At 38.0% G+C, this 20,357-nt stretch carries 18 protein-coding genes; 1 reads left to right on the top strand and 17 read right to left on the bottom strand.

The window, feature by feature from the left end; all coding sequences use genetic code 11:
• Nucleotides 1-12: 12 nt before the first annotated feature.
• The 8 genes from HXY53_07610 to HXY53_07575 form a co-directional block, all read right to left on the bottom strand.
• Nucleotides 13-636: a 1-acyl-sn-glycerol-3-phosphate acyltransferase gene (locus HXY53_07610; protein NWF76416.1), complete on the bottom strand. Its 624-nt coding sequence runs from the start codon at nt 634-636 to the stop codon at nt 13-15.
• Nucleotides 633-1,289: a (d)CMP kinase gene (locus HXY53_07605; GenBank protein NWF76415.1), complete on the bottom strand. Its 657-nt coding sequence runs from the start codon at nt 1,287-1,289 to the stop codon at nt 633-635. The genes HXY53_07610 and HXY53_07605 overlap by 4 nt, the downstream gene beginning before the upstream one ends.
• Before the next feature lie 61 nt (nt 1,290-1,350).
• Nucleotides 1,351-2,658 carry a 3-phosphoshikimate 1-carboxyvinyltransferase gene (aroA, locus tag HXY53_07600; protein NWF76414.1) on the bottom strand — a complete coding sequence of 436 codons (1,308 nt, stop codon included), beginning with the start codon at nt 2,656-2,658 and terminating at the stop codon, nt 1,351-1,353.
• Nucleotides 2,645-3,499: a prephenate dehydrogenase/arogenate dehydrogenase family protein gene (locus HXY53_07595; GenBank protein NWF76413.1), complete on the bottom strand. Its 855-nt coding sequence runs from the start codon at nt 3,497-3,499 to the stop codon at nt 2,645-2,647. Before HXY53_07595 ends, aroA begins: the two co-directional genes overlap by 14 nt.
• A 48-nt stretch (nt 3,500-3,547) precedes the next feature.
• Nucleotides 3,548-4,573 carry a 3-deoxy-7-phosphoheptulonate synthase gene (gene aroF, locus HXY53_07590; GenBank protein NWF76412.1) on the bottom strand — a complete coding sequence of 342 codons (1,026 nt, stop codon included), beginning with the start codon at nt 4,571-4,573 and terminating at the stop codon, nt 3,548-3,550.
• 64 nt (nt 4,574-4,637) lie between these two features.
• Entirely contained in the window at nt 4,638-5,729 is a 1,092-nt protein-coding gene (locus HXY53_07585; protein ID NWF76411.1) for a histidinol-phosphate transaminase, read from the bottom strand.
• Complete coding sequence (gene pheA / locus HXY53_07580) at nt 5,729-6,799, bottom strand: prephenate dehydratase (GenBank protein ID NWF76410.1); 1,071 nt, start codon at nt 6,797-6,799, stop codon at nt 5,729-5,731. Before pheA ends, HXY53_07585 begins: the two co-directional genes overlap by 1 nt.
• 104 nt (nt 6,800-6,903) lie before the next feature.
• Nucleotides 6,904-7,797: an NAD(P)H-binding protein gene (locus tag HXY53_07575; GenBank protein ID NWF76409.1), complete on the bottom strand. Its 894-nt coding sequence runs from the start codon at nt 7,795-7,797 to the stop codon at nt 6,904-6,906.
• A gap of 531 nt (nt 7,798-8,328) precedes the next feature.
• Between HXY53_07575 and HXY53_07570 the strand changes: the two genes are divergently transcribed.
• Nucleotides 8,329-10,878 (top strand): S8 family serine peptidase, encoded by a 2,550-nt coding sequence (locus HXY53_07570; GenBank protein ID NWF76408.1) that lies wholly within the window; start codon nt 8,329-8,331, stop codon nt 10,876-10,878.
• Between the two features lie 542 nt (nt 10,879-11,420).
• On the opposite strand, the gene HXY53_07565 is transcribed toward HXY53_07570, so the two are convergent.
• The 9 genes from HXY53_07565 to HXY53_07525 all read right to left on the bottom strand — a co-directional run bounded on the left by HXY53_07565 (nt 11,421) and on the right by HXY53_07525 (nt 20,050).
• Nucleotides 11,421-12,632: a hypothetical protein gene (locus HXY53_07565; GenBank protein ID NWF76407.1), complete on the bottom strand. Its 1,212-nt coding sequence runs from the start codon at nt 12,630-12,632 to the stop codon at nt 11,421-11,423.
• A gap of 29 nt (nt 12,633-12,661) precedes the next feature.
• Complete coding sequence (locus tag HXY53_07560) at nt 12,662-13,381, bottom strand: hypothetical protein (protein ID NWF76406.1); 720 nt, start codon at nt 13,379-13,381, stop codon at nt 12,662-12,664.
• Between the two features lie 431 nt (nt 13,382-13,812).
• Nucleotides 13,813-14,661 (bottom strand): hypothetical protein, encoded by an 849-nt coding sequence (locus HXY53_07555; protein ID NWF76405.1) that lies wholly within the window; start codon nt 14,659-14,661, stop codon nt 13,813-13,815.
• A 283-nt stretch (nt 14,662-14,944) separates the two neighbouring features.
• Nucleotides 14,945-15,325 carry a hypothetical protein gene (locus HXY53_07550; GenBank protein NWF76404.1) on the bottom strand — a complete coding sequence of 127 codons (381 nt, stop codon included), beginning with the start codon at nt 15,323-15,325 and terminating at the stop codon, nt 14,945-14,947.
• Nucleotides 15,326-15,755: 430 nt separating this feature from the next.
• Complete coding sequence (locus HXY53_07545) at nt 15,756-16,688, bottom strand: site-specific DNA-methyltransferase (GenBank protein ID NWF76403.1); 933 nt, start codon at nt 16,686-16,688, stop codon at nt 15,756-15,758.
• Between the two features lies 1 nt (nt 16,689).
• Complete coding sequence (locus HXY53_07540; protein NWF76402.1) at nt 16,690-17,325, bottom strand: ThaI family type II restriction endonuclease; 636 nt, start codon at nt 17,323-17,325, stop codon at nt 16,690-16,692.
• 161 nt (nt 17,326-17,486) lie between these two features.
• Nucleotides 17,487-17,696: a hypothetical protein gene (locus HXY53_07535; protein ID NWF76401.1), complete on the bottom strand. Its 210-nt coding sequence runs from the start codon at nt 17,694-17,696 to the stop codon at nt 17,487-17,489.
• An 863-nt stretch (nt 17,697-18,559) separates the two neighbouring features.
• Nucleotides 18,560-19,315, bottom strand: coding sequence for an ABC transporter permease (locus HXY53_07530; GenBank protein ID NWF76400.1), 756 nt, complete (start codon nt 19,313-19,315; stop codon nt 18,560-18,562).
• Nucleotides 19,316-19,318: 3 nt separating this feature from the next.
• Nucleotides 19,319-20,050 (bottom strand): ABC transporter ATP-binding protein, encoded by a 732-nt coding sequence (locus HXY53_07525; protein NWF76399.1) that lies wholly within the window; start codon nt 20,048-20,050, stop codon nt 19,319-19,321.
• Nucleotides 20,051-20,357: the final 307 nt, after the last annotated feature.

Here is a 20,357-nt window from a genome sequence, read left to right as displayed (position 1 = left end):
TTTTCATTAAATTTATATTGGCTTTACATTATCCTTTAGCTGCTTTATAGCTTTTGTTATGGTTATTCCTGTTCGCTCCTGAAATTGCCTGTCATTTTCTTCATCCTTTTTATCAATCTTTATAGGATGCCCGAATGTCACTGTTATCTTTGCCAGTCTCAAAAATTTCGCGCCAACAGGAAGAGCTTTATCTGTCCCGTTCAAATATGTTGGGACAATAGGGACTTTCGCTAATTGAGTAATAACGCCTATACCTCTCTTTATATCTGCTATGTTACCATCGCTGCGCCGCCCTCCCTCAGGAAATATAACAATAACTTCTCCATTTTTAAGCCTTTTAATCACCTCTTTAATAGTCGAAGGTTGTGGTTTCTCTCTTTTTATCGGGATAGAGAAAGCTCTTATGAATAAACCAAGCAATGGAATCTTAAAAAGCCCTTCCCTTGCCATAAAAACTGCCTGTCTTTTTAAAGCTACCCCAATAACAGGCGGATCAAGATAACTCACGTGATTCGCTGCAATAATCACCCCCCCTTTTATCGGAATTTTTTCAGAACCAATAACCTTAAGTCTGTAAATTACCCTAAAAAATATATATAAGATTATCTTAAAAAAATTATATAAAAAAGAAATCAAAGGTCAATTTTTATATATTCAAAAATTTTTTCTAAAACCTGCTCTACCGATAAATCCGAAGAATCTATCACGAGAGCATCTGCTGCAATCTTAAGAGGTGCTATATCCCTGTTTGCATCCCTCATGTCTCTATCTATTATACTTTTTAGAGACTCTTCAATGTTAATATCAATGCCTTTTTCTCTATATTGTTTGCAACGCCTTTTAGCCCTCTCCTCTACAGATGCATCCAGAAAAATCTTTTTTTTTGCATCCGGGAATACAACCGTTGTTGTATCTCTCCCCTCAACTACAAGAGCATTCTTTAAGGCTGCATTTCTTTGTACATCAAGTAAATATTCTCGAACAATCTTCCTCGCTGAGAATACAGAAGAATAATGGTCAACTTCTGTAGACCTTATATCTCCTGTAATATCTTTATTATTCACGTATACCTTTCCGTCTTTAAAGTTTATTGAAATAGTGGAAAGTACATCTTTAATTTTATCGTCAGAATCTGATTGAACAATACCATTATTTCTCAGTGCTACTGCTACCGCTCTATACAAAGCACCAGTATCGAGATATTCAAATCTAAGCTTCTCTGCAATAAGTTTCGCTATGGTAGTCTTGCCTGCACCAGAAGGGCCATCTATTGCGATAACTTTATGCATTAAAAATAACTTCCTCCATAAATCATTAAACAATAATTTTTATTTTTAAATTTTGAATTTTTTAACTTGTCAATCTCCTCAGTAGCTCAAAAAAACCCGGGAATGATATATTTATAGATGAAACACCATTTATAGTTGTTGTCCCATCAGCAACAAGAGCTGCTATTGACAAAGCCATTGCAATCCTGTGGTCTCCGTAACTCTCGAGAGAGTTTCCTTTAAGAACTTCTTTCCCATTAATGCTCAAACCATCCTTAAATTCTTCAATATCAACCCCCATCTTTCTCAGTTCTGTTGTCATACTCTTAATACGGTCTGATTCTTTAACCCTGAGTTCTTCTGCACCACGAATGGTTGTTGTCCCAGAGGCTTTTGCTGCTGCAACACAGATTATCGGGAACTCGTCAATCAAAGATGGGATTTGTTCTCCTTTTATTTCTATTGCTTTCAACTCAACTCCACCTTTGCACTGGATGTCAGCAACCGGTTCACCACATAAATCTCTCACATTCTGAACTTTTATATCTGCTCCCATATCCTTCAAAACATTCAGAAGTCCTGTTCTTGTAGGATTGATGCCAACATTCTGAATGGTTATATCAGAGTCTTTAATGAGTAGTGCACCTACTATGAAAAAAGCAGCAGAAGAAAAATCTCCAGGAACCTCCATTTCTAAGCTCTTTAATTCAGTGCCTCCTTTGATACATACACTTAGTCCATCAATCTTTATTTGAGCACCAAAGGCAGGTAGCATCCTCTCTGTATGATCTCTTGAGCGTGCAGGTTCTATAATCTTCGTTTCACCATCTGTATAAAGACCCGCAAGGAGTAAAGCTGATTTTATCTGAGCACTGGCAACTGGAGTATGATATATAATAGGGTTCAACTTTCCTCCTTTAATCGCTATAGGTGGAAATCTATTATCATCACGAGCAGTTATATTTGCACCCATTTTTTTCAAAGGGATAATTATCCTGCCCATAGGCCTTTTCCTCAGAGATTCATCTCCTGAAAGTACGGAAAAAAATGGATTCCCTGAAAGAATTCCTGAAATCATTCTTATTGTTGTTCCTGAATTTCCACAGTCAATCACATCAAGTGGTTCTTTAAGACCATATAGTCCTCTACCATTAATTGCTAAAAAAAAGGAAGAGTGGTTTTGAAGGTTAATTTCTGTTATTTCTACTCCTAATGCTCTGACAGCATTCATGGTGCTTTCAGGGTCATGCGCCCTTAGAATGTTTTTGATAATGCTCTTACCTCTTGCTAATGAAGAAAAGATTATTGCTCTATGGGATATTGATTTATCAGGGGGTGGAGCAAATTCTCCTTTTAACCACCTTGCCTTATGCAATTCAATTCTTTCCAATACCTTCCCTCAGCGCTCGGGCCTTTTGAAAATCTATCTCGAGGGATTTGGAATCTTTGACCCTGAGATACTGAATAACTCTATCGAGATTCTTTTGAAACTTCTCGATAGATTCAAGGAGGTTATCTCTGTTGAAAATACAGATGTCACGCCATAGTTCAGGAGAACTGGAAGCAATTCTTGTTGTATCCAAAAAACCCTGTCCTGAAAATTTTAGATATGAACTATTAATATCAGCTACGGAATTCACAATCTCATATGCAATAAGATGTGGAAGATGACTCACCGCTGCATATATCCTGTCATGCTCTTCTGGATTGATTATTTTTACATAAGAGCCAAAGGTTTCCCATATCTTGATAACCTTATCAAGGATGTCTTTTTTAGTATTTTCTGTAGGTGTCACAATACACTTAGCACCCTTAAATATATCTTGTGAAGCGGAGTCAATGCCTGACCGGTCACTTCCTGCAATTGGATGTGTTCCTACAAAAAATACACCTTCAGGCATAAGTGTTTCCAGATCCCGCACAAGCTTCCCTTTTACACTACCGACATCTGTTACTATCACACCTTTCTTAAGAGAACCCCGAATTCTCTTCGTTATATCAATAAAAACTCCTACAGGCGTAGCCAGAACTATTAAATCTGAATCCTTGCAAGCCCTAAGAGGATCAACTTCAAGAAAATCTATGATCTTTTTATTTTTTGCTCTCTGTAAATTTTCCAGACTCCGTCCACTTCCTACAATATAACTACAAAGGTTATAAGCTCTCATTGCCTGAGCAAAAGAAGCTCCTATAAGTCCTACGCCCAATATCGTTACTTTGTTAAAATGCATGGATTAAAAATCTCCAACTATTTATTCCATTTTGCATCTTAATTTTATCTATATCTCTCTGTTTACTGCTTTCGCAATTGGTTTTAACTCGTCCATTAGTTTCTTGAAATCAGATGGCTTGAGAGATTGCTCTCCATCTGACATTGCTTCTTCTGGATTTATATGAACCTCTATCATAAGTCCGTCTGCTCCAACAGCAATTGCAGCCTTTGCCATAGGGGCAACGAGAGACCACTTCCCAACACCATGACTGGGATCAACAATAACAGGAAGATGGGTCAACTGTTTAAGAACTGGGACTGCACTGAGATCAAGTGTGTTTCTTGTTGCACTCTCAAAAGTCCTTATACCTCTTTCGCATAAGATTACCATCTGATTCCCTTTTGACATGATATATTCAGCTGCCATTAACCATTCTTTAATCGTGGCTGAGAGACCCCTTTTTAGTAAAACTGGCTTTTTGCATTTGCCTATCTCGAGAAGCAGTCTGAAATTCTGCATATTTCTTGCTCCAATCTGAATTACATCAGCATATTTTAAAATAATATCTATATCCCTCGGATCCATTACTTCAGTCACAACAGGGAGTCCTGTCTTTTTGCTGGCATATGCAAGATATTTAAGTCCTTCTTCACCAAGTCCCTGAAATGAATATGGAGAAGTTCTTGGCTTATATGCACCTCCTCTGATGAAGGTCGCTCCAGCATCTTTCACCTTTTCTGCAATACTGGTAAGCATAGTCTTGTTTTCCACAGCACATGGACCTGCGATTACTTGTATCTTTTTCCCACCGATGACATTCCCTTTTATAGTAACTGTGGTATTTTCAGCCTTGAAATCCCTACTTGCAAGTTTGTAAGGTTTCAATATTCTCATTACATCTTCAACACCATGCATAACCCTTATCGCATTTTCTTCTTCCTCTGTTATTTTTGAAGTATCACCAATGACACCAATAATTGTTCTTTCAGTACCTTTCGAAATATTTGTTTTTAGTCCGCGATGTTCGAGCTTTTTTACAATACGCTTCAAATCTTCATCAGTTGCGCTTGGTTTTAAAACAATGATATCCATTTATCCCTCCAGATTTTAGTCGTAAGCACCAGTCACAGTATTGTGAGAATTTTTATAAGGACTATTAACCAATGACTTCTTTTAGTGCTTTTACAAATCTTTTATTTTCATCCGGCAGACCTATAGTTACCCGTATTTCCTGAGGACCAACAGGTCTGACAATTACCCCTTTTTTTAATAATTTATTAAAAATATCATTAGCATCACAGTTTAGAATAATATATATGAAATTTGCCTCAGTTGGAACGTAGTTTACCCTAAGGATTTCGAGTTGTCTGTAAAGATACCTTTTCCCATTTTCATTTACTTTACGAGAAGATTTTATATGTGTATCGTCCTTGAGAGCCCATAAAGCTGCTTGTTGTGAAATTGTTCCTGTATTGAATGGTGGCCTGATCTTATTCATTTCAGAAATAATATGACTTCTTGCAACTCCATATCCTATCCTGAGGCCTGCAAGTCCATAAATTTTAGAAAATGTTCTTAATATGAGTATATCCCTTCCGTCTCTGAAATGTTTCATGCTATCAGCATATTCAGGGTCTGTAACATATTCGTAGTAAGCTTCATCTATAACAACAAGAATATCCTCAGGAAGGCGTTCCATTAAATAATCAAGTTCATGCTTTCTGTTTATAGTTCCTGTTGGGTTATTTGGATTTGCAATAAAAAACATCTTCGTCAGTGGATTAACAGCTTCAAACATAGCATTAAGGTCATGGGTATAATTCTTTAAAGGTATTTGTATCGGGACCGCGCCTACAGACTTAACAGACATTGGATAAACAATAAAAGAAGGATTTGCCATTACTGCTTCATCACCTGGCTGCAGAAATGCTCTTGCAACTATATCAATCAATTCATTTGAGCCGTTACCAAGAATAATTTCATCTTCATTCACTGATAGCTTTTTACAAAGGGCTTTCTTTAAATAATATCCACTGCCATCTGGGTATCTGCTGAATGCAGTAATTCCCTGTGAATTCTGTAAATGTTTTAAAACAGCTTTAAATGCTAAAGGCGAAGGCCCGAGGGGATTTTCATTTGATGCCAGTTTAATGGAATCCTTAATACCGAATTCCCGCTCAAGTTCTTCTAAGGGCTTCCCAGGAACATAAGGCTTTAAATCTGTAATAAACTCAGAGGGTTTTATCATCAAACTCCGCCATGTGGATAGGAACCTAAAATCTTCAGATAAAGGCAGTTGTCTTTTACGGTCTCAATTGCCTTACGCAATTTCTTATCTTCTATGTGTCCTTCCATATCAACAAAAAATATATATTCCCAAGCTTTCCTCTTGGAAGGTCTTGACTCGATTTTAGTTAGATTAATTTTTGCTTTCTTAAAAGGGTAAAGAATATCATAGAGAGCACCTGGTCTATCTTTTATTGAAAATACAATAGACGTCTTGTCTCTCCCTGTCCTGGGTGGAAAATCTTTAGAGATAACAAGAAAACGGGTTATATTGTATTTACTGTCTCCAATATTTTTTTCAATAAATTTAAGATCATATACTTTTGCTGCAAGCTCACTCGCTATTGCTGCTGCCTCCTCATCTCTGGATACAAGCTCAGCAGCTTTTGCAGTGCTGGTAGATTCAAGGATAGGGATACCCGGAAGATTTGTCCCAAGCCATCGTCTACATTGTGCTGCTGCATGAGGATTTGAATAAACTCTCTTTATTTTTAACCTATCCCCACTTTTTGAAATTAGGTTATGAACTATCTCAAGCATAATTTCGGCTGACACTTTTAATTCATAATCCATGAAAAGATCAAGTGTATGTGTAATTACCCCTTCATTTGAATTCTCGATTGGGACAACTCCATATTCTGCTTCACCAGAAACCACTGCATCAAACACTCCCTTAATGCTTTCAACAGGCACAAACAGAGCAGATGATCCAAAGTGTCTCAAAGCAGCAAGATGCGTAAATGTGGCTAAAGGCCCAAGACATGCAACTTTCAATGGCTCCTCAAGAGAAAGTGAAGCAGACAGTATCTCTTTGTAAATAACTTTAAGGGTATCATTTGGAAAAGGTCCTTTGTTGAGTTTAGTTAAACGTTCTAATATCTGATTTTCACGTTCAGGAGAATAGAATTTTGCATTTTCATTCCTTTTTATCTCTGCAATTTCAATAACAATATTCGCCCTTTTATTCAAGAGATCGAGTATTTTACTGTCAATCTCATCAATTTCTTTTCTTAATCTCTCAAGTTCTCCCATAAAAATTTACCTTAAAGTCTGGATTATGAAATTAATTTAATTTTGTAGAGTTTAATATTACTAATTTTTATATATTTTTTTCAATTTTTCCGTAGGCTTTATTTTTACATTTGCTCAGCAAGTTGCTTAAGGACAGAATTGATTGGAGTAGGATCTTTTCCAGTAATTTCTCTAAAACGATTTCTTGAAGGTATAGTATTACTTCTGAGCCCTTCTGCAAGTGCTATACCGATACTATTTGGCACACCAGTTATTAAGCCTATCCATAAAGCGGACATCTTTATTGCAAAAAATGGAACCGGAATAATTATATTTTTAGTAGCCCTGATCGCTTCACCACATCTTGATATAAGATCTCTGTATCTTATAGTTTCAGCCCCTATTTCAAAAATTTCATGTCCATGAATCTCTTTTGGGATCAATGATTCAATAAAAAATGCTGCATCTTCAAGTGCAATCGGTGAACAAAGGGAGTTTAACCAGCGAGGGGTTATCATAACAGGCAGACGTTTTGCGAGTTTGTAGACAATCAGGAAAGAAATGCTGCATTTAGCAAGTAATATACTTGCACGGACTTCTGCAACTGGTATCCCAAATGATGCAAGTGCTTTACCTGTCTTCATCCTGCTTATGAGGTGTGGAGAAGCTTTTTTATTTTCGGGCACTATTCCACCAAGATAGATGATCTTCTTGATTCCAGCATTCAGTGCTGCCTGCCCTGTTTCCTGAGCTAATTTTACATCAAGCTGTTCAAAATTTTTTACGCCAAGAGAGTGTATTAAATAAATCAATATGTCAGATTTATATAAAAAATTCTCAGCACTTTTTCTGTCGAATAAATTAACCTGTTTCCATACGAGGTTTTTATGCCCTAAATCTTTAGGTATTTCTTCTTCTGTTCTGTAAGATGCAGTAATTTTATAGTTTGAGTTCTTAAGAAGTTTTTGAATAATATGCCTTCCAACACATCCTGGTGCACCAAGTATCGCGATATCCATTTTTTATAACCTTTCCCTAACCAAATTAATTCAAAAATTTCATTATCCTTAGTCCCCCCTTAGCAAGGGTTATTAACCATAGCTTATGAATAATCAGGGCTAAATAAAAACATTTCACCTTTATATAGGCACTTTCAATTACATTTTGTCTCCCATTCGAATAGTGTCTTACATATTGGACATCTAACCATTATTGCCGGAAGGCCATATGCGTCTTCATTCATGCCAACTACATTATTTTTAAGTTTGTTTATGTCAAACATTATTTTACAATTTTTACATTTCTGTTTTTCTACCACTGGAAATGTGATTAGATATTTTTTCATATTTGCTGGTTTCCTTTAGATATTAAAAAATTTATTTTCGGTCAACTCATTAAATTATATTTTACTCATTTTTAATTTTAATTAATTCTCAGTTGAAAAATCACTATCAATATTATTTATAAAATAAAAAATAGTAGAATAAAAATTTTATTTCTACAATAATAGATTATACGCTAAAGTGATATTCCTAAATGGAGGTGTGGTTATGTTTTGTAAAAAACTGCTTGTGAGCAAATTTTTCTTTTTTGTTTCTATCATTTCACTTATCTTATTGTTTATCAGCCCAGTCAAAGCAGAGAATCTTCCAGTTGTCCAGAAAGATCCTAATTTATACCATAAGTTAGAAAGTGTTCTTTCGCAATTAGAAAATGAGTATAGAAAGGGAGCTTCTTATTCTAAAAAATTTGCTGCAGAAAAAAAGCTTAAAATTGAAGACAGCGATAATATAATCGTTTTTATTCTTTTTATAGATACAAAATCTGTTGATATTAATGGGCTTGAGACATATGGCGCAGAGATTATAAAAATCTCTGATAATGTGGTAAAAGCTAAAGTTCCTATAGGTATGTTATCGAAAATAGCTGAAAATATTGAAGTCATTACATTTATTAAATTACCGGATAAGCCAATTCCCCAGGATATTAAGAGTGAAGGAGTAAATTTAATAAACGTTTCATCATATATTTCATCTGGATACAATGGAACAGGGGTAAAAGTTGCAATAATTGATTTGGGGTTTGCCGGAGTATCTTCAGCAGTTGCTGCGGGCGAGTTGCCGTCAAGTGTTATCCAATTAGATTGCACAGGTTCAGGATGTTCAACAACAACATTCGTTTCTGAAACCGACCCTCATGGAACTGCCTGTGCAGAGATTGTTTATGATATAGCGCCTGGAGCACAATTGTATCTCATCAAGATAGGCGATTTATTGGATCTGGTTGATGCAAAGAATTACTGCAAAACGAACAGCATTAAAGTTGTAACTCATTCAGTATCATGGATAAATACAAATTTCTATGATGGAAGTTGTTATTACAGCAATCCCGTTTGCACAGTAGATGATGCCTATAGAAATAATATCTTCTGGTCTAATTCAATGGGAAACTATGCAAAACAACATTATGAGGCTTTCTTCAATGATCTTGATGCAGATAGCTGGCATAATGTAGCAAATACCGTTGAATTGATACCTATATATGCAGAGCAAGGTGAAACTATAGATATCTATATGACATGGGATGATTGGCCTGCTTCTGACCAAGATTATGACATATACCTTTTTCAAGTTATTGATAGTTCACAGAGTATTGTTGCATTGAGTGAGAATATTCAGAATGGTTCTCAACTACCTATCGAGTCTTTTTCTTATGTAGCACCTTCAACAGATTATTATTATTTTGCTATTAAAAAATATTCTGCGACTTCAAATAATAAACTCGATATTTTCAGTTTAGGACATGAAATTTTAGATTATTCTATTGCTTCAAGTAGTATTACAAGTCCTGGAGATGCAATTGGTGCATTTGCAATTGGTGCTATTAATTATGTGAACTGGGTGACAGGGCCAATTGCAGAGTATAGCTCACAAGGCCCTACAAATGACGGTAGATATAAGCCTGAGATTTCTGCTCCTGATTATGTTTCAACATATTCTTATGGAATGAATAACTTTCCTGGTACAAGTGCATCCTCTCCTCATGTAGCAGGTGCAGCAGCATTGATATTGTCAGCAAATCCAGGTTATTCAGTATCACAACTCTGGAATGCATTAACAGGCTCTGCAATAGATATGGGAGTTTCTGGCCAGGATAATATTTACGGATTTGGCAGATTGAGTTTACCGCAAATAACTCAACAGAATATACAGGGAACCATAGGAACAAGGTTTACAGTCTATGGTTCAGGGTTAGGGATATCCAAGCCCACAGTTTATCTCGCAAATGATACGACTGTGGCTACAAAGGCTAAAGTTGAAAGCTACAGTGATTCTTATGTTACAAGCCTGTGGACAAAAATATTACCGCCGGGTACTTACAATTTATATGTTCAACCAAAAGGATTATCTGCAATGTCTATGGGCACATTTACAATTATGAATCCGAGTATTGATACAATTTCACCAGCTTCAGGCACAGAAGGTGATATCGTTACCGTTCAGGGCAGTTTTTTTACTAATAAAAAACCAAAGGTTTATCTCGAAAACATAACAACATTCACAAGAACAAAATGTAAAGTTTTAAGCTATGCAATGGACTCAAATACTGGCTATAGCTACCTCACTTTTCAGGTGCCGAAAAAGCTTTCGTCTGGGACTTATTACCTTATTCTCCAGAATAAAATTGGAGAGACTTATGGCACATTTACAGTTGGCACATCAGGGGACACATCTATCTCGTCCGGTATATGGTCCGACGATATTATTGAATTTTATGTGTCAACAGATGGAACTTCTTTAACAACAAGTGGGAGCCCTCTGAGCTTTTCAGGTGGTGAGCCCTTATCCCTTATCCTTGGCCCTATATATTTTACAAATGTTGGCATTTGCGAACCTTTTGACTATTATGTTGGTTTTTCATACGATTTTGATATAGTGAATGGAGAATTTAACTTGGATAGCTCCGGGATTTCGATTCAAGGCGAATTCCATTCTCAAACTGAAAGTGTAGGCACTTACTCTATCAACAAATATGACGCTTATTGTAATGATTACTTAATATCAAGTGGTTCATGGAGCGCCTCCCCTGGATCTAGGTAGTGCTTCCGTTGTTTCTTTATTGCCTCTGGATGTTAAGAGAAAAGTGTTCATGAATCCAATGGTTGACTCGAAATCAGAAAGGAGCTTCTCTGTCGTTTTTGGATAGTCCTTTTCTCTTGGGTAAGCAGTCAAGGAGATTCCTGATCTTATGGTTCCAGCACCTCAGCTCTTTCCCTTCGGCATGCAGTTCTCCGAGTGCCGACCATACCCCCAGGTGACCATCTGCTATTGTCAGCCTGCCAAGCCTGAGGCAACGAGCCTGAGATTAAAATCAAAAAACGTTAATCCCGGTCAGACTGGATGAATTTGTTAGCAATTTTTCTCATTTTGTGTTGAATTATTTTTTCACATAATAAATTTTTGTAAAGCGTATATTCAACATTACAACACAATTTGAGAGTGTCATATGCCTCATACAAGACGATACCAAAAATAATGACATATACTATACTGAGGGCGACTATGAACCATGTGCTTACAGATAATGCTCCAGTTCAGCGGTGGCGGAACACCGTCCGTTGGAACCGGTCGTTGGACGAGTCTTATTCCTCTAGTGCAACGTCAATAACAACACTCTTTGTCTGGTTGTTCTGGTCTTTCCAGATAACCACGCTTGGCACTCCGGTATTTTGATGAGTTTCTTCTCGGTCTCCATTTTGCTGAAAAGTCCGGGATTTAATATCATTCTTAAGCCCTCTGTTGAATATATTCCTACTAAACCAATTCATTTCCTCTAAGCAATCAATGGCACGTTCTTGTAACTCTTCCAGAATCCCCAAGGGTGAGACCGTATTGTTTATTGTGTCCATCTTCCGCTCCAAGTCACGTAAACGCATAGAGACGTACCTAGGGTTATGTTCTAAGTCGTGTCGAATCCAAACCTCAGCTGCCAATAAATAGGCCCTTGAAGCTGCTGTCAGAAGTTTGGCATTCATAAGAAATTCTGATGATTCTTCCTTCAGAAGCTGGTTGCACCGAAATGCTCCCTGTTTTCCTCTAGCCTCTTTAAGTATCTGCTTGCTGATATCGTCAAACCTTTGCACAAGTAGCTGTTGCTCTGCTAAGGCAGATCGTATATCTCTCTCTGCTAATGCGAGTTTAACCGTCATATCTGGCGAAAAAGTCCCTGTAATCGCACATTGCTTCAAAAGTTCTTCGAGTATCGCAACCGCCGATATCAGTTTTCCATAGGTTTTTGCCTGAAGCCTTATTGCCAAACGCTCTATTCCCATTTGAAGGGTTTCAAGTTTTGCATTGATTCTCTGGAGATGTGTAACCCCTGCAATAGCATTAAGGATTTGCCAAATTGCAAGCGGAACAATAATACCACCTATATTTGCTGGTGTGAATCGGAGTTGACCCGCGATTTTCTGAGTAGCATTGCTTACTACTGTTCCAGTCATTTGCCCTGCCGAGCGCATCACGGTTAAGGAACCGTCCTTTAAACCTGCCAATACTTGAGGTGAACCTACCACCTGAAGTAGCTGTCTGGATTGTATTGCGGTATTAACAAGTCCCGCAGTAGCTCCAAGTTGATCGGCGAAATAGGAAGAAATATTCCCACCGTGAGGTGCAACATCCGCTGTAGGTTGAAACGTAAATTCATTCACAAGAATATCACGGGTTTCGTCACTGTGGACTAAAATTGCGCCTCGCTCCTCTCCGCCGTCTGTGAGAAGCGGGATAAATGATTTAGCGGGCAATCTTTCTGGATTGCCACTTACCATTTCACGTAACCAGTCAAGTATACGCATGGATTAATCTCCTTCTATCCGTCCAACGTCTAAGCTGGGTGGTGGCTGTAAGCCATCCGCTGGAGTGATTTATTAGGCTTTTTCACTTTCTTGCTTGCACCTATAACAAGGTTATCTATAACTTTGAAGATAGATGTATCCCATGGATATTCTGGTTGATTTGCTATCCAGGTATTAGCTTTTTTGACAAACTCAGTATCCTTTGCAACTGGGATAAAAAATTCTGATATAATTTCTTTCATAAGTTTCCATTCGTAATCTAATCCATTCCTTATGTTTGTATTGCCTTTCAAATATTTCAAAGTGTACTCACGGTCGATTGGTGGGACTATGTTAGGAATCATATGAGCCATGACTTTGGAGTTACCGACTATACTTGTGCCGCTCGCCATGACTTTTATACCACGAAATATCTTTTCTAAAAGTCCCCAATCTGAATTGGTCACGTTTTGATAATTAATCTTTTTTGCCTCTTCAATTTTATCTTTTATTCCCAAAACGCTTCTTTTAAAAACATCAAAACTCTGCATTTTAGAGCCACCCTTTCCCATCCTGTGCATTCCCCATGAGGCTAAAGTTGCATATATAAATTCCAGATATAGTTCGAAATTGTCAGAATTAGCCATTTCAAGTGTTCGTCTATGGAAATAGAGACTCGGACCACGAAATGTTTCGGCCTTATAATATGCGTCGTGGTATTTTTCCGCATTATGGAGAATGTCTAAAACTTTGTATTGGTAGTTATTCATTTTTTAAGCCTAACGCCTGAAATAAGGCACAGGGCAACCAGCCCTTGCAAAAAACTGTAGAGGCTTATTCCCCATCGCCTTGATTGATTCGTTAGACATCCTCCATCAGAATTAATCTTACGTATTCTGTAAGGACTCTGGCCATATGTTTATTTTTTTCACCTGCCGGAATAAATAAACCATCACCTTGTTTAAAGATTATGAATTCCCCGTTGAAGTTTATTTCCATCTCTCCTTAGAGAATGAACCCAATATGGCCTTTTGTGCACCAATCAGATTCGATAAACTCCTTTGTAAATTCCACAAGGCGAAGCTGTCTTCTGTCTTGCTTAAACGCTTTGAATCTGACACCAGGTGCATGCATATTCCAAGGAATTGATTTGAAGTTTATTTTAGTCCGTTTTACTTTTTTTATTTATGTCTAACAATTATTAGGGATCTCCTTTATTTAATTCTGCCGTGATATCCTTTATATATAAAGTCATTTCTTCTAGGGTCGGCCTTCGCACTTTCTCTTTAGGAGTTTTTAGTATTTCAATCACTTCGTCATATCTATCTTTTGCTTGACCTGCATTTTGTTGTAAGCTTTCTAATATATTTACCATTTCCGGTCCGATAACAAAGTGTGGATCTACAATAATTTTGTCGTCCTTGCCAATTGAAAATACGTTCATCGGACTTTCAGTATTAGGATTAATTTTAGCGAATTTTACAATGTTTGTTGCCAGCAAAGGGCCCACAAGGACGCGCGACGTCTTTGCGAACTTATCCTCAAGCTTATAAGCGTAAATAAAACCGGGACCAGTAAATTCTGTTTCATTCCAGAACATTTCACCAAGCTCAATGCCTCCCCGAATCGTAAAGCCCTCCCGCAGGGACTGCTGCCAAATAAGTCGCAAACACAATAAAACATTGAAAACTCGTGTGCTGAATTCTTGCGCGCTACACTCTGATGGCGACGATGGCAAGGCCAACATTGTTACTATTGAATCTGACAGAGTTCGCGTGATTGATAGATACCTCTCAAATTCTTTGTTGGTCATCGGATCGTAAATAGAAAGCGTGATCTGGGTCTTTTCGTCATCGCGGGGGATAGAATTCTTGATACGAAGAAGTCGGTGAAGTGCGGAATCTGACTCTGGTCCCCAGTTTTTGACGATAGCCTTCGACATGCCAAGAATGTCAACATATGCAACAAGGGCTGGTCCCATAAATTTGGGAGGATTGCCTCTAAGTAGGCAACCGTCATCACATTTAAAAAAGATATCAGGAGAAGTCATTTGATTTTTTTTATTTCTACCCTAACGCTTGAACTGTGCGGTGACTGTCAGCCATCCGCACAAGTGATTTGTTAGACCTGTTTGTTCTTTTTTGCGCAGTGATTTGGCATATTCTCTTAGTTCTGGATTATTCTTCAATGCTTGGATCAGGTCCTATATACTAAATTTATCCTCTTTCCTCATTACTCCCTCGATATCATCTTCAGGCTTATATTCATTAACAGTATGATTATGTTCATCTATTAACAATATATGCAAATTAAGTGTTTTCCTCAAGGGCTTGTTAATGCAAAAGCTGCTGTAAATACGGTAATACGTTAGGAATTGCTAATGCCAAAACTTGCTGTTTAGCTTCCTCGTTGAAGTAAGTAACAACGCTTGCAAGTGCACGATCAAAATTGTTTCTATTCGTTTGAGTTTTGCCAAAACCTATTCCCTTGCATTCCACTTTCCATATCTCATCTTTGTTCTCAGCAATTATGTCAGCACTGTCAGAACTAAAATAAATCCTCTCTGTATATCCTGCATCTTTAAGTTCTATTTCAATAACAGATTTGATATCCCGATTATAGCCTTTCCCTCTTGGCACAGATATTTTCTTCAGAACATACCCTTTGCTAACTAACCATTTGGTAGTTTTGACGAGAATGGTATTTTCTAGCATTTATTTAATAACTTCTTACTTTTATAGTCTCTAACCTATTTTTATGTTAATGTATAAATTATTGCTAAGTATATGAAAAATAACCTCCCTTGTCAAGGAAAGGAATTGCCTCATCAAAAATCTTGATGAAAAAAGGACACGATGTTATGTAAAGTTTAAATCAGTGTCATTCGTCGCTGTCCCTCTTTTGTCCGAATATTTTACCATCCCAATCCCAGCGGTATTTCACCTCAACAATAAATTTATGCTTCAAGCTTTGATCAAGAATACAAAAATCTGGCAAAAACCTGACTAAGCTCTCGTTTCAGTCAATTCTCAAAATCCATAATTAATTTTTTAATCTCTAACGGCAAGCTAACCTGCGGTCATGAATCGCGGTAGAATAGCGGTTAGGAGGAGCGTTTTATTATACACCGCTTCACTTTCTTTATCATCCTCTTTTTACTTCAAGTTCAAACAACTTGGGGGCATTAAAATCCAAAGAAAATTCTTTAATCCGCCTCTTCGCTAGGCCTACATATTCATCATTTATGTCATATCCTACATAATGACGATGAGTCCTTATTGCTGCAATAGCCGCCTGTCCACTCCCTATAAATGGATCTAGAACAACCTCTCCTTCAAAGGTGTAAAGCTGAATCAATCTGTAAGGCAATTCAACGGGGAAAGGTGCCGGGTGTCCAATTTTCGTTGCTGGTTCCGGAGCAAATGTCCATACACTTTTAGTAAACTCAAGAAATTCCTGCTTAGAAATGGTGCTCTTTCTTCTTAAATTGCCTCTACTAAACATGCCTTTCGAGAAAACCAAAATATACTCATGAATATCCCTGAGTGTAGGATTTTTAGCCGAAAGCCAGCTACCCCACGCAGTTGAAGGGCTACCACTGGAGGCTTTATTCCAGATGATCTCACCCCTCATCAAGAATCCTAAATCTAACATATCCTCCACGATAAAGACATGAAGCGGGATATACGGTTTTCTTCCGAGATTAGCAATATTGATACATGCCCTCCCACCGGGGACGAGTACTCTTTTGACCTCGCCCCATACCCTTTTCAAAAATTCCCTGTACTCATTTAAAGTAAGGTTCTCATCATACTCCTTTCCAACATTATAAGGTGGTGAGGTCACCATTATGTGAACACTATTATCTGGAAGCTCTTCCATTTTTTCGCTGGTTTTGCAAAAAATTTTATCAAGAAATTCAGAAGGAACTGGATTTTCAACATACTTGACTATTTCCTCCTTTGGTAATCCCTCATATAATTTGCTTGCATAAAAAGGTGTGGAGTCGTGGTTAATCCGTCCAGGAGAACCGAAGGCACTTGTCTTGGTCCCTATTTTTCTTGGATTAAATCCCATTTTATTCTTCCCTCCATAGATCAACCCATCTTTTATAGGAATTGAACTCTATTTTTGTCCTTTGCCAATTTATTGAGATACTCCTTGACTTACTGTCTCTAACCAAATTTAATAAAGCTTCTTTTGTAATTTCAACACCTCTTGGGTTTGTCCCGGGTTTTGGAAGTTTAATATAATTGTTTCTGCCTATCCTATCAAAAAGCCTTTTCTGGACATCTAACGGAATATAATAAAATCCTCCAACATCATTCCAATTTATTTGAACAAGCAGAATATCACAGTAAGGATAGTAGTTTTCACGAAATTCTTTTGCTTTCTTCGCGTCAACTGTCCAAATAAGTTTTACTCCGCTCAAACTTTTACCAGTAATTGTTTTAATAGATACTGGTTCTCCAAACAATTTTGTATCTACTTCTGGCTCTGTAATTGGGACCTCTGTTTCCACATTGTCCTCACCAAAATTATAAATAAGCAAGGCAACAATTATCCTTTCACGAACCGAGCCAACTTCCATGCCAGTTTTGCCTGCTCGTGAGCTCTCTAATTCGGCAAGCTGAAATAAATATGGTAAGCGTCTTTTGATTCTACTAACAAGATTTTCATCTTCAAATATTTCTATCAAACGGTTATCAGACATACTTTATTTTCCTTCATTTTTTGTTTCATAATTACGTATAACATTATTTTTTATTATATTTTATTACTTCATGAAGCATATGAGAATTTGAAGTTATTTGTCAATGAAAATAGCTTATAAAAAGGCATAACAAGGGGGTAAAGGGGTCAACTCTTCAATATTCACAATTTTCTTTCTATTAGATTAATCACTTCTCGAATTCTTCTTTCACTCAGAATCCTCTCTCTTAGCCTTATTCTCTCCTGGCTTACAGATGTATAACCTATCCTGAATATCTCTCCTATCTTAGGCCCTCTCAAACCACCTAATCGGTAAAGCAGCTCCATAGCTATTTGCCGTAGATCGCCTTTACGGCTTATTAGTTCTCCCAAATCCTTACCTGTCTCTTCCGTTATCGACTTAAAGAAAAGAAATAGTGTCAGCGCCAGTTATATCAAGATCATTCGCCTAGCTCATAAATAGTCGCTGTCCCTTTTTTCGCCTCTTATCACTGCTAACGAACCCGCGAAAACAATGGGAAAAATGTTTGTTAAACAGAGGCGCTCGTTTTCAACGTGGCGTGCATGCATCCAGTGTTGTTAAAAGGCGGATTTGATAAGTCCAAATTCATCTTTTGACAAATTGCTCATAAATTCCTATGTGGCTAACGCCCCGCATAAACCGGCTGGCAATGGAGCGTAGCGGAATTGCCAGCCCGAGTTGATGCGGTTGTTCGCCTGTTACTTCCGTTTACCGCCAGAAATGCTTTGCCACGATCTGGCGGACAAACTCCGCAGATTTTGGCTTTGCCGTAAATAACCCACCCACATTAGTCGGTGTCCCTTCCGGAAAGTTTCGGAGAATACCTGCCCCGTCCGGGCCGCTCGCTTACCAGTGCACTGCCGTCAGGAAGAAAAAGCAACGACCAGGCTATCCGCAGATTTTCCGCAAAAACTTCGACTTTCACTCTTTCTCCGTCGGGAAGAAAACATCTTCTGCAGACTGTGGTTTATCCCCAACTGTCTGCGCACATGATGTGCAGAGCAATGGAGCTATGGCTGTATGCATCATAAACACAATGAATCGACAGGATATTTAATATGGCAGACCTCTTTTTGTTCATAAAGGTATTATGGATAACGCTCATATATCCATAGATGGAAGATATTACGTGGATTAATTTTATAAGGTGTCGTCATTGTGTTTATTCAGCATCCAGCCATATAGTTAAATATTTTGATAGCAATGTGCATCTTTATTTTACTATCCTCCTCCGCATGAGCCTGAAAGGATATGGAGCGAGAAGAACTACAACAGCAATGATCCATACCGTATCCCACGTACAGACAGCCAATTGCCCTGATGCCAATCCCCGGCAGATATTTACGAGATGGTACAGGGGAGTGAAAAAGGCGATCTTTGAAACAACCGGCGGGAGATTATTCAGGGGGAAGAAAATGCCTGAAAAGAGAAACATCGGCGTCATTAAGAGCGTATAAAAATAATTATATGAATCTATGCCCGGTATGATGGCTGTAAATATAACTGATATCTCCGCAAAGATCAATCCTGTTATGAAAAGGACAGGGATTGAAAGTATTATCAATGGTGAATCAACAAGTCCAAACAGAGAGATAACGATGATTATTATCGTTCCATAGAGCAGACTTTTTGTAGCACCCCACATGAGTTCTCCTGCAATAAGGTCATCAAGGTTGACCGGTGTTGCAAGTATCGCATCAAAAGTCTTCTGGTAAGTCATCCTGACATATGTGCCATAAGTGCATTCATATATAGCAGCAAACATCGAAGAAGATGCAATGATACCGGGTGCGATAAATTTTATATACGGCACTCCGTTTATCTGCTGGACAAATGCACCAAGTCCGAGCCCTAATGCGGCAAGATACAATATGGGTTCGACAAAATTAAGGGCTATGCTCGACTTATACAGCTTTGTATAAACCGTGAAATTCCTTTGCCACACCCTGAATGCACGTTTGATTTTCATCTGTTAATCCTTCAGTGCCTTTCCAGTGAGTTTCAAATAAACGTCCTCAAGATTTCCTCCGTGCCGGTTCATCAGGCTTGACGGGGTATCGACCGTGATAATTTTTCCGGAATCCATGATAGCAACCCTGTCGCACAATATCTCAGCCTCTTCCATGTAATGGGTTGTAAGAATGAGTGTAGTATCTTTTGATTTTAGATAATTCAGCTTATCCCATACAGAATGTCTGCTGTGAGGGTCAAGTCCGGTCGTTGGTTCATCCAGTATCAAAAGTTCCGGGTTATTGATCAATGACCGTGCGAGTATAAGCCTGCGCTTCATCCCTCCCGAGAGGTTTCCAATCTTCACATTGGCCTTATCTTTTATGTCAGCAAATTCGAGGAGTTCCGATGCAAGCGGCGATGATTCCTTTTTCTTGATATTAAAATACCGTGCATAGACAATAAGGTTTTCAAGAACCGAGAGGTCGGGGTCGAGATTGTCTTCCTGCGGCATGACCCCGATGCGCGACTTTATCCTAGCAGGATCTTCTGTTACATCTGTTCCGAAAACCTTTACTTCTCCGGATGTGGGAGGCATAAAACAGTAAATGATGCGCATGACAGTTGTCTTTTCGGCTCCGTTCGGCCCGAGAAACCCGAAACATTCGCCCTTTACTATTTCAAAGTCTATATTATCAACTGCTCTCAGAGAGTTATAATACTTTGTCAATCCTTTCGCTGTAACGATGTCCATGAAGTTAATTTTATCATGAAATAGAATATCCGGAAGGCGGTCCAAAATCTTTTTTATATTTATGAAACTGAACATGAATACATTTGTAACTTTATCAGTAGTCCTGCTGTTTTTTCTTTTCCCTCTATTCTCCTGTGCTCCAGGGGAGATTCAGCCTCCGCCGAAACAGGTTAGCCCAACTTCCGCAGTTTAGTGACAAGAAATTAATAATATCAATAAGTTAGGTCTAATTTTAGTCACTATTTTCTGTTTTTGGAAGCCCAGGTTTTCCTGGGAGGAATAATCTCAGAAGATATCCCCAGCAGTT

Source organism: Nitrospirota bacterium (assembly GCA_013388455.1).
Classification (GTDB): Bacteria; Nitrospirota; Thermodesulfovibrionia; order Thermodesulfovibrionales; family SM23-35; genus JACAFF01.
This window is presented reverse-complemented; position numbering and strand designations above follow the sequence as displayed.

Excerpts from the sequence above, each read along its gene's own strand:
- HXY53_07605 (NWF76415.1), bottom strand. The coding sequence starts at position 1,289 with ATGCATAAAGTTATCGCAATAGATGGCCCTTCTGGTGCAGGCAAGACT.
- HXY53_07595 (NWF76413.1), bottom strand. The coding sequence starts at position 3,499 with ATGCATTTTAACAAAGTAACGATATTGGGCGTAGGACTTATAGGAGCT.
- aroF (NWF76412.1), bottom strand. The coding sequence starts at position 4,573 with ATGGATATCATTGTTTTAAAACCAAGCGCAACTGATGAAGATTTGAAG.
- HXY53_07585 (NWF76411.1), bottom strand. The coding sequence starts at position 5,729 with ATGATAAAACCCTCTGAGTTTATTACAGATTTAAAGCCTTATGTTCCT.
- pheA (NWF76410.1), bottom strand. The coding sequence starts at position 6,799 with ATGGGAGAACTTGAGAGATTAAGAAAAGAAATTGATGAGATTGACAGT.
- HXY53_07575 (NWF76409.1), bottom strand. The coding sequence starts at position 7,797 with ATGGATATCGCGATACTTGGTGCACCAGGATGTGTTGGAAGGCATATT.
- HXY53_07570 (NWF76408.1), top strand. The coding sequence starts at position 8,329 with ATGTTTTGTAAAAAACTGCTTGTGAGCAAATTTTTCTTTTTTGTTTCT.
- HXY53_07565 (NWF76407.1), bottom strand. The coding sequence starts at position 12,632 with ATGCGTATACTTGACTGGTTACGTGAAATGGTAAGTGGCAATCCAGAA.
- HXY53_07560 (NWF76406.1), bottom strand. The coding sequence starts at position 13,381 with ATGAATAACTACCAATACAAAGTTTTAGACATTCTCCATAATGCGGAA.
- HXY53_07555 (NWF76405.1), bottom strand. The coding sequence starts at position 14,661 with ATGACTTCTCCTGATATCTTTTTTAAATGTGATGACGGTTGCCTACTT.
- HXY53_07550 (NWF76404.1), bottom strand. The coding sequence starts at position 15,325 with ATGCTAGAAAATACCATTCTCGTCAAAACTACCAAATGGTTAGTTAGC.
- HXY53_07545 (NWF76403.1), bottom strand. The coding sequence starts at position 16,688 with ATGGGATTTAATCCAAGAAAAATAGGGACCAAGACAAGTGCCTTCGGT.
- HXY53_07540 (NWF76402.1), bottom strand. The coding sequence starts at position 17,325 with ATGTCTGATAACCGTTTGATAGAAATATTTGAAGATGAAAATCTTGTT.
- HXY53_07530 (NWF76400.1), bottom strand. The coding sequence starts at position 19,315 with ATGAAAATCAAACGTGCATTCAGGGTGTGGCAAAGGAATTTCACGGTT.
- HXY53_07525 (NWF76399.1), bottom strand. The coding sequence starts at position 20,050 with ATGGACATCGTTACAGCGAAAGGATTGACAAAGTATTATAACTCTCTG.